This window comes from Loigolactobacillus rennini DSM 20253, from assembly GCF_001436505.1.
Taxonomy (GTDB): Bacteria; Bacillota; Bacilli; order Lactobacillales; family Lactobacillaceae; genus Loigolactobacillus; species Loigolactobacillus rennini.
Genome location: NZ_AYYI01000038.1, coordinates 64,577 through 81,771, shown reverse-complemented (window position 1 = coordinate 81,771; position 17,195 = coordinate 64,577). Strand labels below are relative to the sequence as shown.

20 protein-coding genes are annotated in these 17,195 nt (G+C 38.4%); 17 read left to right on the top strand and 3 right to left on the bottom strand.

Annotated elements, in window-relative coordinates:
- Nucleotides 1–137: 137 nt before the first annotated feature.
- The 11 genes from FC24_RS06320 to FC24_RS06270 all read left to right on the top strand — a co-directional run bounded on the left by FC24_RS06320 (nucleotide 138) and on the right by FC24_RS06270 (nucleotide 9,032).
- On the top strand, nucleotides 138–1,073 hold the full coding sequence (locus tag FC24_RS06320) for an aspartate carbamoyltransferase catalytic subunit (protein WP_057874044.1): 936 nt from the start codon (nucleotides 138–140) through the stop codon (nucleotides 1,071–1,073).
- The gene (locus FC24_RS06315) at nucleotides 1,070–2,371 is read left to right on the top strand and encodes a dihydroorotase (RefSeq protein WP_057874043.1); all 1,302 of its coding nucleotides are present in this window, start codon (nucleotides 1,070–1,072) and stop codon (nucleotides 2,369–2,371) included. Before FC24_RS06320 ends, FC24_RS06315 begins: the two co-directional genes overlap by 4 nt.
- Nucleotides 2,372–2,382: 11 nt before the next feature.
- A complete protein-coding gene (locus FC24_RS06310; RefSeq protein WP_057874042.1) occupies nucleotides 2,383–3,150 on the top strand; it encodes a dihydroorotate dehydrogenase electron transfer subunit in 768 nt (255 codons plus the stop codon).
- Nucleotides 3,150–4,076 carry a dihydroorotate dehydrogenase gene (locus FC24_RS06305; protein ID WP_057874041.1) on the top strand — a complete coding sequence of 309 codons (927 nt, stop codon included), beginning with the start codon at nucleotides 3,150–3,152 and terminating at the stop codon, nucleotides 4,074–4,076. The genes FC24_RS06310 and FC24_RS06305 overlap by 1 nt, the downstream gene beginning before the upstream one ends.
- The gene (pyrF, locus tag FC24_RS06300; protein WP_057874040.1) at nucleotides 4,073–4,792 is read left to right on the top strand and encodes an orotidine-5'-phosphate decarboxylase; all 720 of its coding nucleotides are present in this window, start codon (nucleotides 4,073–4,075) and stop codon (nucleotides 4,790–4,792) included. Before FC24_RS06305 ends, pyrF begins: the two co-directional genes overlap by 4 nt.
- Complete coding sequence (gene pyrE / locus FC24_RS06295) at nucleotides 4,779–5,414, top strand: orotate phosphoribosyltransferase (protein ID WP_057874039.1); 636 nt, start codon at nucleotides 4,779–4,781, stop codon at nucleotides 5,412–5,414. Before pyrF ends, pyrE begins: the two co-directional genes overlap by 14 nt.
- 19 nt (nucleotides 5,415–5,433) lie before the next feature.
- The gene (locus tag FC24_RS06290; RefSeq protein WP_157059091.1) at nucleotides 5,434–6,660 is read left to right on the top strand and encodes an MFS transporter; all 1,227 of its coding nucleotides are present in this window, start codon (nucleotides 5,434–5,436) and stop codon (nucleotides 6,658–6,660) included.
- A 139-nt stretch (nucleotides 6,661–6,799) separates the two neighbouring features.
- Entirely contained in the window at nucleotides 6,800–7,681 is an 882-nt protein-coding gene (gene pepI / locus FC24_RS06285) for a proline iminopeptidase (protein ID WP_057874038.1), read from the top strand.
- A 208-nt stretch (nucleotides 7,682–7,889) separates the two neighbouring features.
- Entirely contained in the window at nucleotides 7,890–8,183 is a 294-nt protein-coding gene (locus FC24_RS06280) for a HesB/YadR/YfhF family protein (RefSeq protein ID WP_057874037.1), read from the top strand.
- Between the two features lie 238 nt (nucleotides 8,184–8,421).
- On the top strand, nucleotides 8,422–8,667 hold the full coding sequence (locus FC24_RS06275; RefSeq protein WP_057874036.1) for a hypothetical protein: 246 nt from the start codon (nucleotides 8,422–8,424) through the stop codon (nucleotides 8,665–8,667).
- Nucleotides 8,668–8,765: 98 nt separating this feature from the next.
- The gene (locus FC24_RS06270; RefSeq protein WP_057874035.1) at nucleotides 8,766–9,032 is read left to right on the top strand and encodes a Mor transcription activator family protein; all 267 of its coding nucleotides are present in this window, start codon (nucleotides 8,766–8,768) and stop codon (nucleotides 9,030–9,032) included.
- A 208-nt stretch (nucleotides 9,033–9,240) separates the two neighbouring features.
- Here FC24_RS06270 and FC24_RS06265 read toward each other — a convergent pair whose 3' ends face one another.
- Complete coding sequence (locus FC24_RS06265) at nucleotides 9,241–9,957, bottom strand: GntR family transcriptional regulator (protein WP_057874034.1); 717 nt, start codon at nucleotides 9,955–9,957, stop codon at nucleotides 9,241–9,243.
- 202 nt (nucleotides 9,958–10,159) lie between these two features.
- Nucleotides 10,160–10,897 carry a deoxyribose-phosphate aldolase gene (gene deoC / locus FC24_RS06260; protein WP_057874033.1) on the bottom strand — a complete coding sequence of 246 codons (738 nt, stop codon included), beginning with the start codon at nucleotides 10,895–10,897 and terminating at the stop codon, nucleotides 10,160–10,162.
- A gap of 212 nt (nucleotides 10,898–11,109) precedes the next feature.
- Here deoC and FC24_RS06255 point away from each other — a divergent pair, with 212 nt between their 5' ends.
- Genes FC24_RS06255 through FC24_RS06235 form a run of 5 tightly spaced genes read left to right on the top strand, consistent with a single transcriptional unit; the run spans nucleotide 11,110 to nucleotide 14,670 of the window.
- Complete coding sequence (locus FC24_RS06255) at nucleotides 11,110–11,520, top strand: PTS sugar transporter subunit IIA (RefSeq protein WP_057874032.1); 411 nt, start codon at nucleotides 11,110–11,112, stop codon at nucleotides 11,518–11,520.
- Between the two features lie 17 nt (nucleotides 11,521–11,537).
- On the top strand, nucleotides 11,538–12,032 hold the full coding sequence (locus tag FC24_RS06250; protein ID WP_057874031.1) for a PTS sugar transporter subunit IIB: 495 nt from the start codon (nucleotides 11,538–11,540) through the stop codon (nucleotides 12,030–12,032).
- 20 nt (nucleotides 12,033–12,052) lie between these two features.
- Entirely contained in the window at nucleotides 12,053–12,907 is an 855-nt protein-coding gene (locus FC24_RS06245) for a PTS mannose/fructose/sorbose/N-acetylgalactosamine transporter subunit IIC (RefSeq protein WP_057874030.1), read from the top strand.
- 17 nt (nucleotides 12,908–12,924) lie between these two features.
- Nucleotides 12,925–13,755, top strand: coding sequence for a PTS system mannose/fructose/sorbose family transporter subunit IID (locus FC24_RS06240; protein ID WP_057874069.1), 831 nt, complete (start codon nucleotides 12,925–12,927; stop codon nucleotides 13,753–13,755).
- A gap of 9 nt (nucleotides 13,756–13,764) precedes the next feature.
- Nucleotides 13,765–14,670, top strand: a complete 906-nt coding sequence (locus FC24_RS06235; RefSeq protein ID WP_057874029.1) for a class I mannose-6-phosphate isomerase — start codon at nucleotides 13,765–13,767, stop codon at nucleotides 14,668–14,670.
- A 207-nt stretch (nucleotides 14,671–14,877) separates the two neighbouring features.
- Here the strand turns inward: FC24_RS06235 and hcp are convergent, their stop codons facing one another.
- Nucleotides 14,878–16,446: a hydroxylamine reductase gene (gene hcp, locus FC24_RS06230; RefSeq protein ID WP_235807331.1), complete on the bottom strand. Its 1,569-nt coding sequence runs from the start codon at nucleotides 16,444–16,446 to the stop codon at nucleotides 14,878–14,880.
- A gap of 91 nt (nucleotides 16,447–16,537) precedes the next feature.
- Here hcp and FC24_RS06225 point away from each other — a divergent pair, with 91 nt between their 5' ends.
- Nucleotides 16,538–17,191, top strand: coding sequence for a Crp/Fnr family transcriptional regulator (locus FC24_RS06225; protein WP_057874028.1), 654 nt, complete (start codon nucleotides 16,538–16,540; stop codon nucleotides 17,189–17,191).
- The last annotated feature ends 4 nt before the right edge of the window (nucleotides 17,192–17,195 follow it).

The following is a 17,195-nucleotide window of genomic DNA, read 5'->3' as shown; positions in this document are numbered from 1 at the left end:
GTCTCCAGAGAGAGCAAAATGATGATTGCGGTACATAACATAATCAGAAAGTGCATTTTGCTAGCTAGTAGGCAGTAAGATGCACTGTTTATTTTGCCGTTTCATCAGTTTTTACAACACATTGAGGGGGAAATACCATGATTGATCAAGCAATTTTCCAAAAACCTGTTTTAGTTTCAATGAAAGATTTAGACGTTACAACCGTTAAGCTGCTAATTCAGCGTGCTGAAGCTTTCAAGCAAGGCTTGCATTTGGAGCTGACGACACCACTTTACGCGGCTAATTTGTTTTTTGAAAATAGCACGCGGACGCATACTAGTTTTGAAGTTGCAGAGCGGCGCTTAGGCTTATCAGTCGTCCAGTTTGATCCGCAAACTAGTTCAGTTAAAAAAGGTGAATCATTGTATGATACTTGTCTGACACTTGCCGCAGTCGGTGTGAATTTACTGGTGATTCGGCATTGGCAAGATGCTTACTACAAAATGTTGATCAATCAACCATCGTTACCGGTAGCACTGATTAATGCCGGTGATGGTAGTGGTGAGCACCCATCGCAAAGTTTGCTGGATATGATGACCATTAGTGAAAATTTTGGCGACTTTAGCGGTCTGAAGGTAGCGATTGTCGGTGATTTAAATCATTCCCGGGTAGCACGGTCAAATATGGAAATTTTGCATAAACTGGGCGCACAAATCTTCTTTTCTGGTCCAGCTTATTGGTATACTCCAGAATTTGCGCCTTATGGTACTTATCTTCCCATCGATGAGTTAGTTGAACAAGTTGATGTCATGATGATGCTACGCGTACAGCACGAACGGCATCAAAGTGCTGCGGATTTTGATGCTGCTGCTTATCATCGCCAATACGGTTTAACCGTTGAGCGAGCCGCACGAATGCACCCAGATGCGATTATCATGCATCCAGGGCCGATTAACCGCGACGTTGAATTAGCTAGTGAACTGGTTGAGAGTAAACGGTCGCGTTTTGTCAGTCAAATGCAAAATGGAGTGTTTATGCGAATGGCCATGATCGAAAGTGTTTTGCGCGCGCAAGATTTGGGGTGCTTAGTATGAACTACTTATTGAAAAACGGACAAATCTTGCTTTCAGGTGAATTGCGCATACGCGACTTGCTCATCGTAGCTGGCAGAATTGCCGCAATCGGTAAAAATCTAGTCGCTAGTGGCGTTAAAACGGTAGATTTACAACACGCATTTATCACACCTGGTTTGGTGGACCTGCATGTTCACCTGCGTGATCCAGGAATGACTGCCGAAGAAACTATTGCAACAGGAAGTTTAGCAGCAGCGCATGGCGGATTTACTTTTGTCGGTGCCATGCCCAATGTTTTGCCCGTACCTGACAATGCTGAAAAGCTAAGTCAGTTAATTCAAAGGCAACAGGCAGAAGGTGTGGTTCACATCGGGCAATATGCCACCATTACGCAGAAACGAACTTCACAATACTTAGTCGATTTTGCACAGTTAAAACAAGCCGGTGCACTGGCTTTTTCAAATGATGGCAGCGGTGTACAAAGTGCTCGCACCATGTTGCAAGCCATGCAAGCAGCTCAGACAGTTAACTTACCGATTGCCGCACATGTGGAGGCTGAAGAGCTGGTTCAAGGTGGTGTGATTAATGCTGGTGTAACAGCAAAAACTTTAAATTTACCGGGTATTCCAGAAACAGCAGAGACAGCTCAATTAGCCCGTGATTTAGTGTTGGCCCAAGCCACTGGGGTGCATTACCACATGTGTCATGTTTCAACGGCAGCAGCAGTCCAAATGATTCGTTGCGCTAAGCAGGTAGGGGTAAATGTGACTTGTGAAGTGACCCCGCACCATTTATTACTGTCTGAACAGGCAATTTGTAACGATGATGGTAATTTTAAAATGAATCCTCCATTAAGAACAGAACATGATCGCCAAGCTTTGTTACAAGGGCTACTGGACGGCACAATTGATTGCATTGCAACTGATCATGCGCCACATACCATTGAAGAAAAGCAGTTAGGATTAAAAAAGGCTGCATTTGGCATTGTGGGAAGTGAAACTGCATTTAGCCTTTTATATACACACTTGGTGAAAACAAATTTTTGTACTTTAGCGCAATTGATTGAATGGTTAAATCAACAACCTATAAAAATTTTTTCTTTAGGGCTCCCTACCGAACTAGCTGTGGGAGCACCAGCGGATTTAGCTATTTTTGACCTGACGCATCCCTTTAAGATAAATGCAGCAGATTTTTGTTCTAAAAGTGCTAATACGCCATTTTTAGGTGAGAAAGTGTACGGCAAAACGCTATGCACGATAGTAGCAGGAAAAATTGTCTATCTGGCTGATGAATTAAAAGCAGCCATAACGGATGAATGAGAGGTTAGAGAATGCAACAAAGAGTTTTAAAACTTAAAGCGCAACAACAAATTGCCCCAAACACGTTTGAACTAATTTTATCAGGTGACGTGGCAGCGTTAGCTTATCAGCCCGGACAGTTTGTGATGCTTCAAATTCCCGATACAGCGCACTTACTACGACGCCCTTTTGGCATTGTAACGATTGAAGCGGACCGGCTACATTTAATTTACCGTACTGTTGGTGTGGGAACAAAATTATTGAGCCAGTGTCGAAGCGGACAGTTGCTATCTGTTTTTGGTCCCCTAGGTAATGGGTTCCCAACCGCATTTTTAAAGCCTAAACAAGAAGTATTACTGATTGCTGGTGGTATTGGTATGGCACCACTTTTAGGCTTATTAAAAAGATTGGTTGCTCACGGCATTGTGGTGACGATCATATTTGGTGTTAAAACCAAGGCAGCTTTATTTTACCAACTGGAATTAGAAAGTTTAGCCAAAGTTTACTATACGACAGAGGATGGTACTTTTGGTTTTCATGGGAATGTTAATTCACTAATTGAAGCAAAATTAACACAAGCTCATTACCAAGCTATCTATGGATGTGGACCGGCTGGCTTATTGCAGATGATTGCTCGGCGTTATCAAAATCACCCCCATGTTTATTGTGCGGTTGAACGACCATTGGCTTGTGGCATCGGGGAATGCTATGCCTGTGTGGTACCTGCGCGCCAACAGAATGGTTACTATAAAGCCTGCGAAGATGGACCGGTATTTTCAAAGGAACAGGTGGTATTTTAATGACAAAGTTAGCCGTTAAGCTTCCCGGATTAAAATTAAAGAATCCAATTATGCCAGCCAGTGGCTGCTTTGGTTTTGGCCAACGTTATGCACAACTATATGATTTGAATCAATTAGGGGCATTGACTATTAAAGCAACAACGCTAAAACCTAAATTAGGTAACGCTACACCTCGAATTGCAGAGACGGCTAGTGGCATGTTAAATGCCATTGGGCTACAAAATCCTGGATTAGAAACTGTTCTAGAAGAAAAATTGCCTTGGTTACAACAGCAGTATCCAGAACTGCCCATCATTGCAAATGTAGCTGGCGCTCAAACTAGTGATTATGTCACAGTTTGCCAAAAAATTAGTGGTGCACCAAATGTAAAAGCAATTGAACTCAATGTTTCCTGCCCAAATGTTGCGGCAGGGGGAATGGCTTTTGGCACGGATGCGCAAACTGTCTATGCTTTGACGAAAGCTTGTACTGCAGTGAGCCAAGTGCCAATTTACGTTAAATTGACGCCTAATGTAACAGATATATTACCAATTGTGCAAGCCGCTGAGGCAGGAGGTGCTGCTGGTTTCTCATTGATTAATACTTTAGTGGGTATGCGAATCGATTTAGCTACGCGCAAACCGATATTAGGTAATGGCACTGGTGGTTTGTCAGGCCCGGCAATTAAACCTATTGCAATTAGAATGGTTCACCGGGTTCATCAAATTTCCAAATTGCCCCTTATTGGTATGGGCGGCGTTAGTACAGCAGCAGATGCCTTGGAATTGATGATGGCAGGTGCAAGTGCTGTTGCAGTTGGGACTGCTAATTTTAATAATCCCTATGCTTGTGTAGATATTATTCAAAAATTACCGGTAATTATGGAAAAATATCAAGTACAAAGCATTCAATCATTAATAAACGACATGGTGGTGAGTAGCCGATGACACGGCCAATTATCGCGTTAGATTTTTCTGATCAGGAAGCGATGACACACTTTTTGAGATTATTTCCCACGCATGAAAAATTATATTTAAAAGTGGGAATGGAATTATTTTATCAAATTGGGATCAACGGCGTACAAACTTTAATTGATGCCGGTCATGATGTGTTTTTAGATCTCAAATTACATGACATTCCGCATACAGTGGCACGTAGCGTGCGACTGCTTTCTGGGTTAGGAATTCGTTTACTCAATGTCCATGCATTGGGCGGTGTGAAAATGATGCAAGCGGCTAAAGCTGGCTTAATGGCTAATGGATCGGCGACAGCTTTACCTAAGTTAATCGCAGTTACACAGTTGACTTCAACCAGCGAAATGCAATTAAAGTCTGAACAGCTTGTCACCGCCAGTATGATGCAAAGCGTCAGCCATTTAGCCAGTTTAGCGCAGCAAGCTGGCTTGGACGGTGTTGTCTGCTCCGCTTTGGAAGTTAAGACAATTAAACAGGTCACTAATTCTGATTTTATTTGTGTGACGCCTGGTATTCGGCTGGCGCAAACGACATCAGATGATCAACAGCGGGTTGTGACACCGCAACAAGCCGCTGAGCTAGGTAGTGACCGGATAGTAGTGGGGCGTCCAATTACGCAAGCAGCAGATCCATACCGTGCCTATCAACAGATTAAATATTTATGGGAGGCTAACAATGTTACAAGATAAAACTGCAATTGCAAAACTATTGCTAGAGATTGGTGCTATTACACTTCAACCTACTAAGCCCTTTACTTGGGCCAGCGGAATTAAAAGTCCGATTTATACGGACAATCGCCTGATTATGAGTTATCCCGCTGCCCGTAAGCAGGTTACTAAAGCATTAGCAGCACACATTTTAAAACATTTTCCGACAGTCCAAGTGATTGCGGGGACTGCAACAGCTGGCATTCCACATGCGGCCTGGGTAGCGGCAACACTAGATTTACCAATGATTTATGTGCGTTCCCAAGCTAAAGATCATGGTAAAAAAGAACAAATTGAAGGTTGTTTAGCAGCTGATACTCGAGTTGTGGTGTTAGACGATTTAGTATCAACCGGTGCCAGCGTCTTAAAGACAGTTCGGACTGTTCAGCAAAAACAAGCTGAAGTGCTAGGTGTAGTGAGCATTTTCACCTATGAATTAGCTGTTAGCTTAAGCCAGTTTAATGCCGCTCAAATTCCTTTTCATGCTTTGACTGATTACACTAGCTTAATTGATACAGCAACCCAGTTAGGCGATATTGATCAAACACAAAAGCAACAATTACAGCAGTGGTGTGCTGATCCAGAGCATTGGCAGTTTGGTTAAACGATTGGGGGGAAATTGAATGACAATGCATGCTTATCAAAAAAAGATTTTGGCATCTTCAATGTTAGGTTTAGCGCTAGAAAGCATGGATGTCATGTTATTGTCGTTTGCTTTAAGTTCGATTATTAGTGAATTTCACCTTTCTGCAGCTGTAGGTGGAATGTTGCCAGCAATTACAAATTTAGGTATGTTAGCTGGCGGCGTCATATTTGGCTACTTAGCTGATCGATATGGGCGAATTAAAACTTTCACCTATACGATTATTATTTTTGCGCTGGCAACTTTATTCACGGTGTTTGCTCAGAATATGATGACAATTTATTGGTTGCGTTTTGCCGTTGGTTTAGGTGCTGGTGGTGAATATGGTATTGGCATGGCATTAGTTGCAGAATCTTTTCCGCTTTATAAGCGTGGTCGTATGTCAGCTTGGGTGACGATTGGTGGACAATTAGGAACATTGTTGGCTGCAATTATTGCAGCGTTGATTTTACCCAGAGCTGGCTGGCGGGCGATTTTTATTTTTGGATTTATTCCGGTGATTCTCGCTTATTTTGTCCGCAGACATTTACCTGAAACACAAGCATGGCAAAAAGTACACCAACGATCCAAAATCCAGCAAAAATCTGTTACACCGATTACTGCACTGATCAATACGCCTAAAAAATTTGGGCTTACGCTTGGTTTAACCATGATGGCGGCGATTCAAGTCGCTGGCTATTTTGGCTTAATGAATTGGCTGCCTACCGTATTTGAGCGGCGTTTAAATTTATCAGTTTCGCAGTCTTCCGTGTGGATGATCTCTATCATTGTGGGGATGTCTTTAGGTATGTTTTGTTTCGGTAAGTTATTGGATTATTTAGGGCCCAAAGTGACTTTTTCTTGCTTTTTAATCTTTTCAATAATCGCTGTCTTGTTATATACTTTTGTGTCCAATGCGCTTTCCATGTTAGTGGTTGGTGCAGTGGTTGGCTTTTTCACTAATGGCATGCATGCAGGTTATGGGGCATTGATCAGTAGTTTTTATCCGACAGAAATTCGTAGCTTTGCCAATAATGTTATTTTTAATACCGGGCGGGCAATTGGCGGTTTATCACCGATACTAATCGGTTATTTAATTGATTTGAAAGGTTTCTCCAGTGCGCTTTTTGCCTTAGGGGTAATGTATTTAGTTTCGTTAATCATCGTTAATTTAATTCCCAATCCTTTTCAAACACAGACACAAACTGTTGCAGTAAAAAAAGTCTGAAATAGCAGCCTTGAAGAAATAGCGGATAACGCCGTCACGGGCTTATCCGCTATTTTGATATTAAACTGGATCATCTTTTTCTTTTACTTGTGAAAATGATAGCATTAACGGTATAAGATAATTTAAAGGAGGAGATAACATGGCAGTTAAAGAAGGTTACATGCCTTTTGGGGAGTACCGCACTTATTACCGCATTGTCGGGCAAGCTGATGGAACTAAGGCGCCATTAGTTTTACTTCATGGTGGTCCGGGATCAACACATAATTATTTTGAATTGTTAGATGATTTAGCGACTGATGGTCGGCAATTGATTATGTATGACCAATTAGGCTGTGGGCATTCTTCAATGCCAAATCAGCCAGCCTTGTGGCGTCAAGAAACTTGGGTTAAAGAATTGATTGCGCTGCGTAACTACCTTAATTTGAAACAGATTCACTTAATGGGGCAATCTTGGGGTGGCATGTTAGCGCTAATTTATCTATGTGACTACCAACCGTCTGGCATTAAAAGCTTGGTACTTTCAAGTACATTACCTGATGCCAAGCTATGGGCACAGGAACAACATCGGATGATCAAATTAATGGCACCAAAAGATCAAGCAGCGATTGCTATGGCAGAAAAAAATAATGATTATACGGCGGAAGCTTATCAAGCAGCTAATCAGCGTTATATGACGCAACATGCGGCCTCAGTTCCAACACCTGATTCACCAGAGCCATTACGGCGGCCCAAGCAAACGGGAACGCAAAGTTATTTAACTGCTTGGGGGCCCAATGAATATTCGCCCACTGGAACGTTGCGTGATTATAATTATACGATGAAATTAAAAAATATTATGCAGCCGACTTGGATTACTAGTGGCACTGATGATTTATGTACACCACTAGTTGCAAAAACTATGCATGATCAATTGCCTCAAGCTAAGTGGACCTTATTTGCACATAGTCGCCACATGCCATTTGTTGATGAACGAGCACAATATTTGAAACAGCTTAAAACATGGCTTGACCAACATGATTAGCCCCACTGATTTTAAAATGATTTTGTGTGAGACAAGTAGTCATGCAAAAAATATGATTTACAAGTTTTTTAATGGTAAAATGTAACCGATTTCTGGTATATTGATTATATGCACCACGGCTTCTAATTTGGATCGTGTTTAAATAAACAGGTCGCTTATTGACAAAGCCGGGAGCTAATGATTGCGTTGCCTTAAGGAGGGACGGTTGATGAAGTTTTCAGTGAGTCACGCAGCCGCAAATTGGTACATTGATGAGTTAGGGCTAAAGTCCGGGGATCATTTACGGATTTTTACTAAAATTTATAGTGGTATCCCAACAGTTTTTCCAGGTTATTATTTGGGTATTTCAATTGGTGCTAGTGACGATGCGCATTTTAAAGCTAAAGTTGCAGGCATTACTTTTTATATTCCTTATAATGATGATTGGATTTTAAATGATTATAATTTGCGGATCGACTTAAAAGATGATGAAGCACAATATAATTTTACAGAAGTTAGCTAAAATTAAATGCGATCAGCACGCCATAAGTGATTTTGGCGGGGCTGTTTTAAATAAAGGCAATAACCTGCAGTTGATAAGCCTCATTCAGCTGCAGGTTATTTGTTGTGCCGTTTAAAGGCAGTCTATTCAGCAGTATAGGGTGTTTACCAGTATAATCTAGGGTGTATGCAACGATGATTAATCATTTTGGACAACGGATTAGTCATCAAGTTGGTAATTTGTGGGAGGATGATGATTTATGGATAATTTAAATAATTGGCAGCCAATTTACCAAGAAATCAGTGAGTTATTTGGCAGACAAGTAGCACAGCAGTTTTTTGAACAGTACCGGGGGACAACCATTACGTTCCCCATGCATTTACTGTCGCGTTCTGGAACAATTCGCGCAATTAAAGCCGATCATGCAGCTGGAATTACCATCCATGATTTATCGCAGATGTATAGCCTAACGCAACGAACCATTCATCGTTACTTGAAATTATAATTTCATTAAACCATGAATCGATTGGTGATTCTGATGATGTCCGACGTGTTTTTCCAAGCACTCCCTTTTTGCTAGGCTATTATTTGGGAGGTGGGACTTTGTCTGATAGTAAGGTTAAAATAGCAGCATTACACCAGTCGTATAAACGTTTAAGCGAGTTAATTGGTGTGGAAGCGATGCAAAAAGTTTATGACGAGTTTCGTGGAACTCAAGTACAATATCCAATGCGATTATATGACCGTCAAGCGGTTAGTAAGCTAATTCGTGAAGAATATACTGGCAATAATTTGAAAGAACTATCCCGATTTTATGGGTATTCGCAACGTTGGATGAAAGAGCAATTAAAAAAGAAAGCAGAAAAGTAGTGGGTTGCAGTCAGTTAAGCCATAACGTATTTTACTTATGCTGTTACTTTGATAATTAAAATAGAGAAAAACATATGATTGAGTTAATAACGTTAAGCTTGTTGATATGAGAACTTAGCTATTGGAATAATTTGACTGATTAATGATGTAAAAGCAGTGGTAAAGATATCTTTACCACTGCTTTTTAATATTTCTTTTATTGTATTGGTTAACGCTGTAAATCCATTTCAAAATAATTTAGATCGCCACGATATTTTGCAACTGAATATTCAACAGGAATATTGTCCCGTGTTAATCCTTGCGTATGGAAATAAAAAATCGGTTCACCTTGTGCAATGTTTAATAAATCAGCTGTTGTCTCATTGGCTTTGAGCACTTCTAAACGTCTTTTCACATGTTGCACACTTGCATGATTTTTTTCTAAGGTACTGTATAAAGAAACTTTTGAAAAGTCTTCCTGTATTAAATTAGGTACAATTTTTTTAGGAATATAACTTGTAATTAGTACTACTGGTTGAAAATCAGCATAGCGTAAACGTATTAACTTAAAAACTGGATCGTCGATTGATAAATGTAAGCCAGTAGCAACTTCATCATTAGCAGGTTCTCTTTGGAAGAAAAGAACTTTAGTTGTAGGAATAAGTCCCTTTCCGCTCATTTCTTTGTCATAGCCTTCAATGATTTGTGTAAATTGTTGGGCTATTTTTGCTTGCTTGACAATTGTCCCACGGCGCTTTCTTTTTTCTAATAATCCACGATCGACAAGGGTTTGAATGGCTTGTCTAATTGTTGGACGACTGACTTGATAATAATTCATTAAGTCAATTTCTCTTGGGATTAAGGATTTTGGTGGATAGGTTCCATCCTTTATTTTTTTAAAAAGGTCTTTGGATATTTGCTCGTGTTTTGGTATTTTAGTAGGCATCAATGGCACCTCTTCATATGTTTTAACATATTATAACAAATTAAAGCAGATGCAACAAAAATGACTGGTTAAAATATAGTTAGTTATTATAAAGTGAATTTGTACTAAAAATAAAGAATAACGGGTTATTTAATTTCAGATTGTTAGCTGCGTACAGTCAAAAATTGCCTTTATTTACAATTATGAACAGTTATTTGAACTATTATTGTTTTACTTTGGCATAGGGACGGTTAATTTTAATTTGCTCAACTTGATCGGTTATCATCCTTTTTTTGATGGCTTGAATGATGGTAATACCCGCACTACATCCGATCCTATCAGCGCCGGCTTCTATCATAGCCAAAAAAGTGTCACTATTACGAATGCCACCAGCAGCTTTGACTTTAACCGTATCACCTACCGTTTCTTTCATCAAACGAACATCTTCAACAGTAGCACCACTACTGCCAAAACCAGTAGATGTTTTAATGAAGTCGGGTTTTACTTCACGAGCAATTATAGCTAAGGTTTTGATTTCTTGTTTTGTTAAATAACAATTTTCAAAAATAACTTTGCATGGTACGTGATGTTGATGACAAGTAGCGACCATTTGTGTCATCTCATCTTTAATGTAAGCTGTATTACCGTTTTTTAATTCGGTGAGGTTAACTACGTAGTCAATTTCATTCGCACCGTTTTTAATGGCATCTTCTGTATCAAAAATTTTGGATTCAATTGTTGTTTGTCCTAGTGGAAAACTAATCGCTGCGCCAACGTCAATATCGGTACCAGCGAGCTCACGTGCACAAAGCTTAGACTGTATTTGATTAATTGCAACCATTTTAAAGTGATAAGTTTTTGCTTCTTGACAAAGCTTTTCAATGTCAGATTTAGAAGCAGAAGCTTTTAAATTAGTGTGGTCGATCATACGACAAAAATCATCTAGCGTATAATTTTGCATAGCAGGCATCTCCTTAATAAGTAATTACATATTAAATATAAACGTAAAAATTATTTTTGTCAAATTGCCTATTTATCGGTTATAACAATTAAAAAAGCGGAATAATTATATATAAGTATTGACATATTCTATTAAATAAATTAGTATATGTAATGTAATATAAACCTAGTAACCACAATGAAGAATGATTCATTTTGATTGGGAGGATATGTATGAAACTACTTTTAATTTCACATGGACACCTAGCAAGTGGACTAATCACTAGTTATCGAATGATTGCTGGCGATAATCAGTCAATGACATGCATCGAATTATTGTCTGATGGTGTTGGCTCCTTTAGAGAAAAATTGAAAAAATATTTTCGGAATAATGATTCTGTTTTGGCTTTAGCTGATGTAAAAGGTGGCACACCATATAATGAAGTATTGCAATATTATCTGCAGTCACCTGGATACATTAGATTGGTAAGTGGCCTTAACTTACCGATGTTACTAGAGGTAGGTACTAAACTCGATCAATTAGAACATCTTCAAGATGCGTGCGAATTGGCAAAAACAAGTGGTAAAAACGGTGTTGAAGTAGCAATTGATGAATCTAATTTTAAAAATGATATTGAATTTTAAAAATGGAGGTTAAACCAATGAGTATTTCAGTTGTACGCGTAGATGATAGAGTGATTCACGGACAAACAATGACACGTTGGACTAAGGCTTATCCAGTGGACGGCATTTTAGTTGTTGGTGATAATATTGCACATGACAGTTTAAGAAGAAAAGTTTTGAAAGCAGCTGCAAATAACTTAAAGATTGGTATTTATACACTTGATGAAGCTCCAAATAAAATTCAAAAGGGTATAGATTCTAAAAAGAAATTCTTTTTAATAAGTGATTCTCCGCAGACGTTTTCGAAACTGATTAGTTCGGGAGTCAATTTTGGATCTGTTTTGAATGTTGGTCCAATGAATACAAGAGAGGGGGCAAAGATACTGGGTAGGACTGTTGCAATCGATCAAAATGATTATGATGCATTTGAGAATATTAACAATCACGGTATTGATATACAGTTTCAATTGTTACCAGATGATGAAATTCGTCATTGGCCTAGTATGAAATCTAAATACGATGCATTAGCTTAGCTGAAATGGGGGTAGATGATTTGAATACAGACTTGCTATTTCCCGCATTATTGACTGGAATTTTTTGCTATTTAGGTGCCATTGAGACGCCATGGTTGTTTGGTATGTCTGGTGGTTTTTACATCGTTGGTCGTCCACTGATTGCCGGATTTCTAATTGGTATATTTTTTGGCGATATTAAAGCAGGTATTCTTTGTGGACTTGCTGTTCAAGCCGTGTTTATTGCAAATTTGTCAACGGGCGGTGCAACTAATAGTGAAATTACTTATGCAGCTTATGGTGGTATTGGTTTAGCTATGGCTACAACTAAAAATCCAGCAATAGCATTAACTTTGGCTATTTTAATTGGGCAAACCTTTGGACTTATCTTTTATAATGGTAGAATGGCACTTTATTCTTTTTGGAATAACAGAGCAGATAAGGCAGCTAATGAAAATAATGATCATGGAATTGTTTTAAACCATTTAATTTATCCACAAATTACAACTTTTATTTTACGGGCGGTGCCAGTATTCCTCGCTATTTATTTTGGAAAAGGATTGGTAAATTGGTTAATTCACAGTATCCCACAAGAAGTCACTCATATTATTCAAGTGTTAGGTGGTGTTTTACCTGCATTAGGTATCGCTTTACTAATGAGTATTGTAATTAAGAATAAAGCACACTTGATTTTCTTTATGGCAGGTTTTGTGTTACTATCATTTGCTAAATTGAGCATGATTGCAATCGTTTTTCTTGCCGCATTAGTAGCTTATCTATATTATTATGCTTCAGCTCATTCAAATGGAACTGACTATCAAAAGAATGAATCATCTCAAGGAGGAACAGGTAGTACTGATACAAAAGATGAATATGAGGATGACGATTTATTTTGATTGGAGGTAAAGTAATGATGAATAGAGATACATCAAGCCCGAAGAAGCCACTGACTAAGCACGAATTAAACCAAATTTGGTATCGATGGGGATTTACTCACTTAAGTTCTATGAGTTATGAAAAAATTCAAGCACATGCCTGGGCTTATTCTTACATCCCTTTTGCAAGAAAATATTATCATGATGAACCTGAAAAAAAGCGTAGACTATTAAAGCGACATTCAATGTTCTATAATACAGAACCACAAACTGGCCAATTAATTAATGGCATTGTTGCATCGCTTGAGGAGCAAATAGCATTGGGAAATAATGTCTCAGAAGAAATGCCAGTTAATATTAAAGCAACGCTTATGGGACCATTAGCTGGTATTGGAGACTCAATTATTCAAGGTATTGTTGTTCCTATTCTTTTATCGATTGCTATGAGTTTAGCATCTGGTGGAAGTCCATTAGGGCCAATATTTTATATTGTTACTTATGGTATTTTAGGTCCAATGATTTCATATATTGCATTTCACAGTGGTTATCGTTTGGGTGTTAATGCAATTGATATTATAGTTGGTGAAAATTCTAAAAGAATTACAGATGCATTTAATATTTTAGGTGTTATGGTGGTTGGTGCGCTCGCTGCGAATACAATTGTACTAAAAACTATTGCTAAAGTGCCGTTAGGTGGTAAAACAAAACCTTTAGAATCCGTATTGAATGGTATATTCCCAGGGTTGCTACCACTAATTATTGTTTTATTTGGCTGGTGGCTAGTATCATCTAAACAATATTCTGCAACTAAAGTCATTTTAATATTGACGGTTATTGTTACGATTGGTTGCTTAATTGGTCTTTTTTAGGAGAAGAAAATGTTATTTTTACAACCCATATTTAAAAATCGTATTTGGGGAACACCACGCTTAAAGACATATGGCAGTACCTCTAATTGCAGTGGATCGGTTTATACAGTATCTGGTCTTTCAGGAATTAATTGTTTAACTTTTGATACGGATAGCGGCGTAAAAAGTACTTTACAGGATCTAACATTAATAAAGCCAAGTTATTTAGGGCTGCAACCAGGTGAAGAATATCCCCTTATCATTGATATTTTAGGGGCGGATGAAGACTTAAGTGTACAAGTACATCCAACAACCAAGTTTGCTAGGAAAAAGGGATATCTATATGGCAAAGATGAATCGTGGTATATTATAAATTCGTCTACGTGCGGATACTTTCTTGCTGGTATAAAAAAAGAATTTCAAAATACTCTAGATAAGGAAAGAATTAGTCGGAATACTTTAAAATTTATTGATAGAATTAAAGTAAAAATTGGAGATTATTTTTATGTCCCTGCAGGAACTATCCATGCAATTAAAAAAGGGGCATTAGTGTATGAAGTGCAACAAGCAACTAATATTACCTATCGTTTTTTTGATTATAATCGTAACGATCTAAATGGAGAAAAAAGGCAATTGAATCTTAAAGATGCTTGCACTAATTTAATAATAGAAAATTCACCTAAAAAGAGGTGCTTAAAGAATTCTCAAAGCTTAACTGAACGAGCATATAGTTTGAATCATCAGTATTTTAACAATGCTAAATACTTTAATAATGCAACTATTGCTTGTGCAATTACAGTATTGTCTGGACAATTAAGTTACAACAATATGAATATTAATCAAGGGCAAAGTGTTATGCTGTTACCGCATGAAACAGTTCAGTTTATGGGATCTGCAGAGGTTATGATTGCTACGCCAAATTTATACTGGCGTTAGATTATAACTATAAATTCGATGTTTAATGATACCCTGTCAAGTTCTTATAGCGAGTGTTAATATGTGTTTTAGACACAGGTTCTTAAAATTCAGTTATTAAGAATAGATTTCATAAAAAACAGGAAGAAGATTTTTTATTTTTGAGAATCTTCTTCCTGTTTTCTATTAGTATCTGGATTAGGTCTTAGTCCCTTTAGCCTTATCGGTTTATACTTGTGGTGTTAATATTCGTGCTAAATCAGCTTTAGCAGTAGTGATCGGTGCCAGTGCGAAGTTTTCCTGTAAGTAATCAAGGATATTTGGTGAAATGAAAGCTGGCAGACTTGGTCCTAGGCGAATGTTTTTAATGCCTAAAGCTAATAAGGTTAGTAGAATGCTAACCGCTTTTTGTTCGTACCAAGATAGGACTAAAGTGAGCGGTAAATCATTAACCTCACAATTCAACGCGTCTGCCAATGCCAAGGCTACTTTGATAGCTGAATAAGAGTCATTGCATTGACCCATATCCATCATTCGCGGTAACCCGGCAACGGTGCCAAGATTTAAGTCGTTAAAGCGGAATTTGCCACAGGCACAAGTTAATATTAATGTATTTTCTGGTGCCGCTTCTACAAACTCTGTATAATAATTTCTGCCAACGCGAGCGCCATCACAGCCACCAACTAAAATGATATGCTGTAAATCACCGTTTTTAACTGCTTTAATCACTGTGTCAGCTTGGGATAATACGAAGTCATGGCCAAAGCCAGTCGTAACAGTATGGCCACCATTAATACCCGTTAATGGCTGAGGCTCACTATAGCCCCCGAGTGCTAAGGCTTGATTAATTAATGGTGTAAAGTCTTTATCAGCGCCAATGTGAATCATTTCGGGATAACCAACAACTGAGGTTGTATAAACTCGGTCACGATAGCTTTTACGTACTGGCATGATACAGTTAGTAGTGAAAAGAACCGGTGCCGGCATGTTTTTAAATTCTTTTTGTTGGTTTTGCCATGCGGTACCAAAGTTGCCTTTTAGTTGTGAATAGGCCTTTAATTCTGGATAACCGTGCGCTGGCAACATTTCGCCGTGGGTATAAACATTGATGCCTTTACCTGCTGTTTGTTCCAGTAATTGTTTTAAGTCATAAAGATCGTGTCCTGAAATAACAATAAAAGGTCCTGTTTCAATCGTTAAAGAAACTTCAGTTGGCTCCGGTTTCCCATAGACCTCTGTATTGGCTTGATCTAATAGCTGCATAGCTGTAAAGTTAACGTGCCCAGTTTTCATAGTTAGGGCTAGTAAATCCGATTGCTCAGCTTGATCGTTGCCAACGGCCTGTAAAGCTTCTAAGAAAAAATTATTAACAGCGGTGTCAACATAACCTAAGACAGCTGCCTGATGCGCATATGCTGCCATTCCTTTAAGTCCTAAGAGAATTAAAGTTTTCAAGGAACGGATATCTTCATTTTCTGCGTGCCAAATTTTTTGCATATCATAGATTTCGACATCGGTTGCCGCGGCCCTTACTTGTTCAACAACCATTTGAATGGCAGGATCATCAAAATTGACGTTGGTCAAAGTGACAAATAAGCCATCAAGAACTAGCCGTGCCAATGGGCTGCTAATATTACCAGGTGGTAGGACTTTTGCTAAGCCAATTAAAGCACCCACTAGATCGTCTTGTAGGTTAGCTGTATCAGCAGTTTTACCACAAACTCCCATTTGTTCACACGCAATGCCACGCATGGTTTGTTCACATTGGAAACAGAACATTTTTTCTTTAACTGCCACTGTGTTCACCTTCCATATTTTATGTTTATATTAAAATGATAGCGTTTTTATAACTGCAAAGCTGTTGGAATTCCAACGAAAAGGAGAAAAGATGCAACAATTTTATTCAGTGATTTTACAAGCAAAATTATTTAACCAGATTAAACGCCACCAACTACCAGCATTATTAGCTGCCATAAAACCAACTTTAAAAACATTTACTGCTAACACACGGGTTTGGCAAGTTGGGGCAACAGTACCTAGTTTTGGCCTGGTTTGCGCTGGGCAAGTTCAAATTGTTAAGGAGAATGCAAAAGGAAACCGGACAATTCTAGCAAAAGTTGGTGTATCCGATATTTTTGGTGAAGCTTATGCTTGTACAAAGCATCATTCACTATCGGTTGCAGTTGATACAATTACTACTACTAAGATTTTATTTTTCCGTCCTGAAAATTTGTTTAAACTAACACCGTTAACGGCCCAACAGCAACTGATAGTTAATTTATTACAAATTTTTGCACAAAAAAATTTGTTACTTAATCAAAAAGTTGAAATTTTATCACAACGACGAATTGCGGATAAAGTACTTACTTATTTGCAATTGGAACAACAAAAGCAAAAAAGTAAATCCTTATTGATTCCTTATAATCGACAGGAAATGGCAGATTTTCTAGGTGTTGAGCGCTCCGCGTTATCAACGACATTAGGCGAGATGCAACAGGCAGATCAGATTAGTTATTATAAAAATCATTTCACATTACTTTAAATTA

What these genes read in the sequence shown, in the direction of transcription:
- FC24_RS06235 (WP_057874029.1), top strand. Translation starts at nt 13,765, where the DNA reads ATGTTATTTTTACAACCCATATTTAAAAATCGTATTTGGGGAACACCA.
- FC24_RS06315 (WP_057874043.1), top strand. Translation starts at nt 1,070, where the DNA reads ATGAACTACTTATTGAAAAACGGACAAATCTTGCTTTCAGGTGAATTG.
- FC24_RS06225 (WP_057874028.1), top strand. Translation starts at nt 16,538, where the DNA reads ATGCAACAATTTTATTCAGTGATTTTACAAGCAAAATTATTTAACCAG.
- FC24_RS06290 (WP_157059091.1), top strand. Translation starts at nt 5,434, where the DNA reads ATGACAATGCATGCTTATCAAAAAAAGATTTTGGCATCTTCAATGTTA.
- FC24_RS06280 (WP_057874037.1), top strand. Translation starts at nt 7,890, where the DNA reads ATGAAGTTTTCAGTGAGTCACGCAGCCGCAAATTGGTACATTGATGAG.
- FC24_RS06255 (WP_057874032.1), top strand. Translation starts at nt 11,110, where the DNA reads ATGAAACTACTTTTAATTTCACATGGACACCTAGCAAGTGGACTAATC.
- deoC (WP_057874033.1), bottom strand. Translation starts at nt 10,897, where the DNA reads ATGCAAAATTATACGCTAGATGATTTTTGTCGTATGATCGACCACACT.
- FC24_RS06305 (WP_057874041.1), top strand. Translation starts at nt 3,150, where the DNA reads ATGACAAAGTTAGCCGTTAAGCTTCCCGGATTAAAATTAAAGAATCCA.
- FC24_RS06250 (WP_057874031.1), top strand. Translation starts at nt 11,538, where the DNA reads ATGAGTATTTCAGTTGTACGCGTAGATGATAGAGTGATTCACGGACAA.
- FC24_RS06275 (WP_057874036.1), top strand. Translation starts at nt 8,422, where the DNA reads ATGGATAATTTAAATAATTGGCAGCCAATTTACCAAGAAATCAGTGAG.
- FC24_RS06310 (WP_057874042.1), top strand. Translation starts at nt 2,383, where the DNA reads ATGCAACAAAGAGTTTTAAAACTTAAAGCGCAACAACAAATTGCCCCA.
- FC24_RS06240 (WP_057874069.1), top strand. Translation starts at nt 12,925, where the DNA reads ATGAATAGAGATACATCAAGCCCGAAGAAGCCACTGACTAAGCACGAA.
- pyrE (WP_057874039.1), top strand. Translation starts at nt 4,779, where the DNA reads ATGTTACAAGATAAAACTGCAATTGCAAAACTATTGCTAGAGATTGGT.
- FC24_RS06265 (WP_057874034.1), bottom strand. Translation starts at nt 9,957, where the DNA reads ATGCCTACTAAAATACCAAAACACGAGCAAATATCCAAAGACCTTTTT.
- pepI (WP_057874038.1), top strand. Translation starts at nt 6,800, where the DNA reads ATGGCAGTTAAAGAAGGTTACATGCCTTTTGGGGAGTACCGCACTTAT.
- pyrF (WP_057874040.1), top strand. Translation starts at nt 4,073, where the DNA reads ATGACACGGCCAATTATCGCGTTAGATTTTTCTGATCAGGAAGCGATG.
- FC24_RS06320 (WP_057874044.1), top strand. Translation starts at nt 138, where the DNA reads ATGATTGATCAAGCAATTTTCCAAAAACCTGTTTTAGTTTCAATGAAA.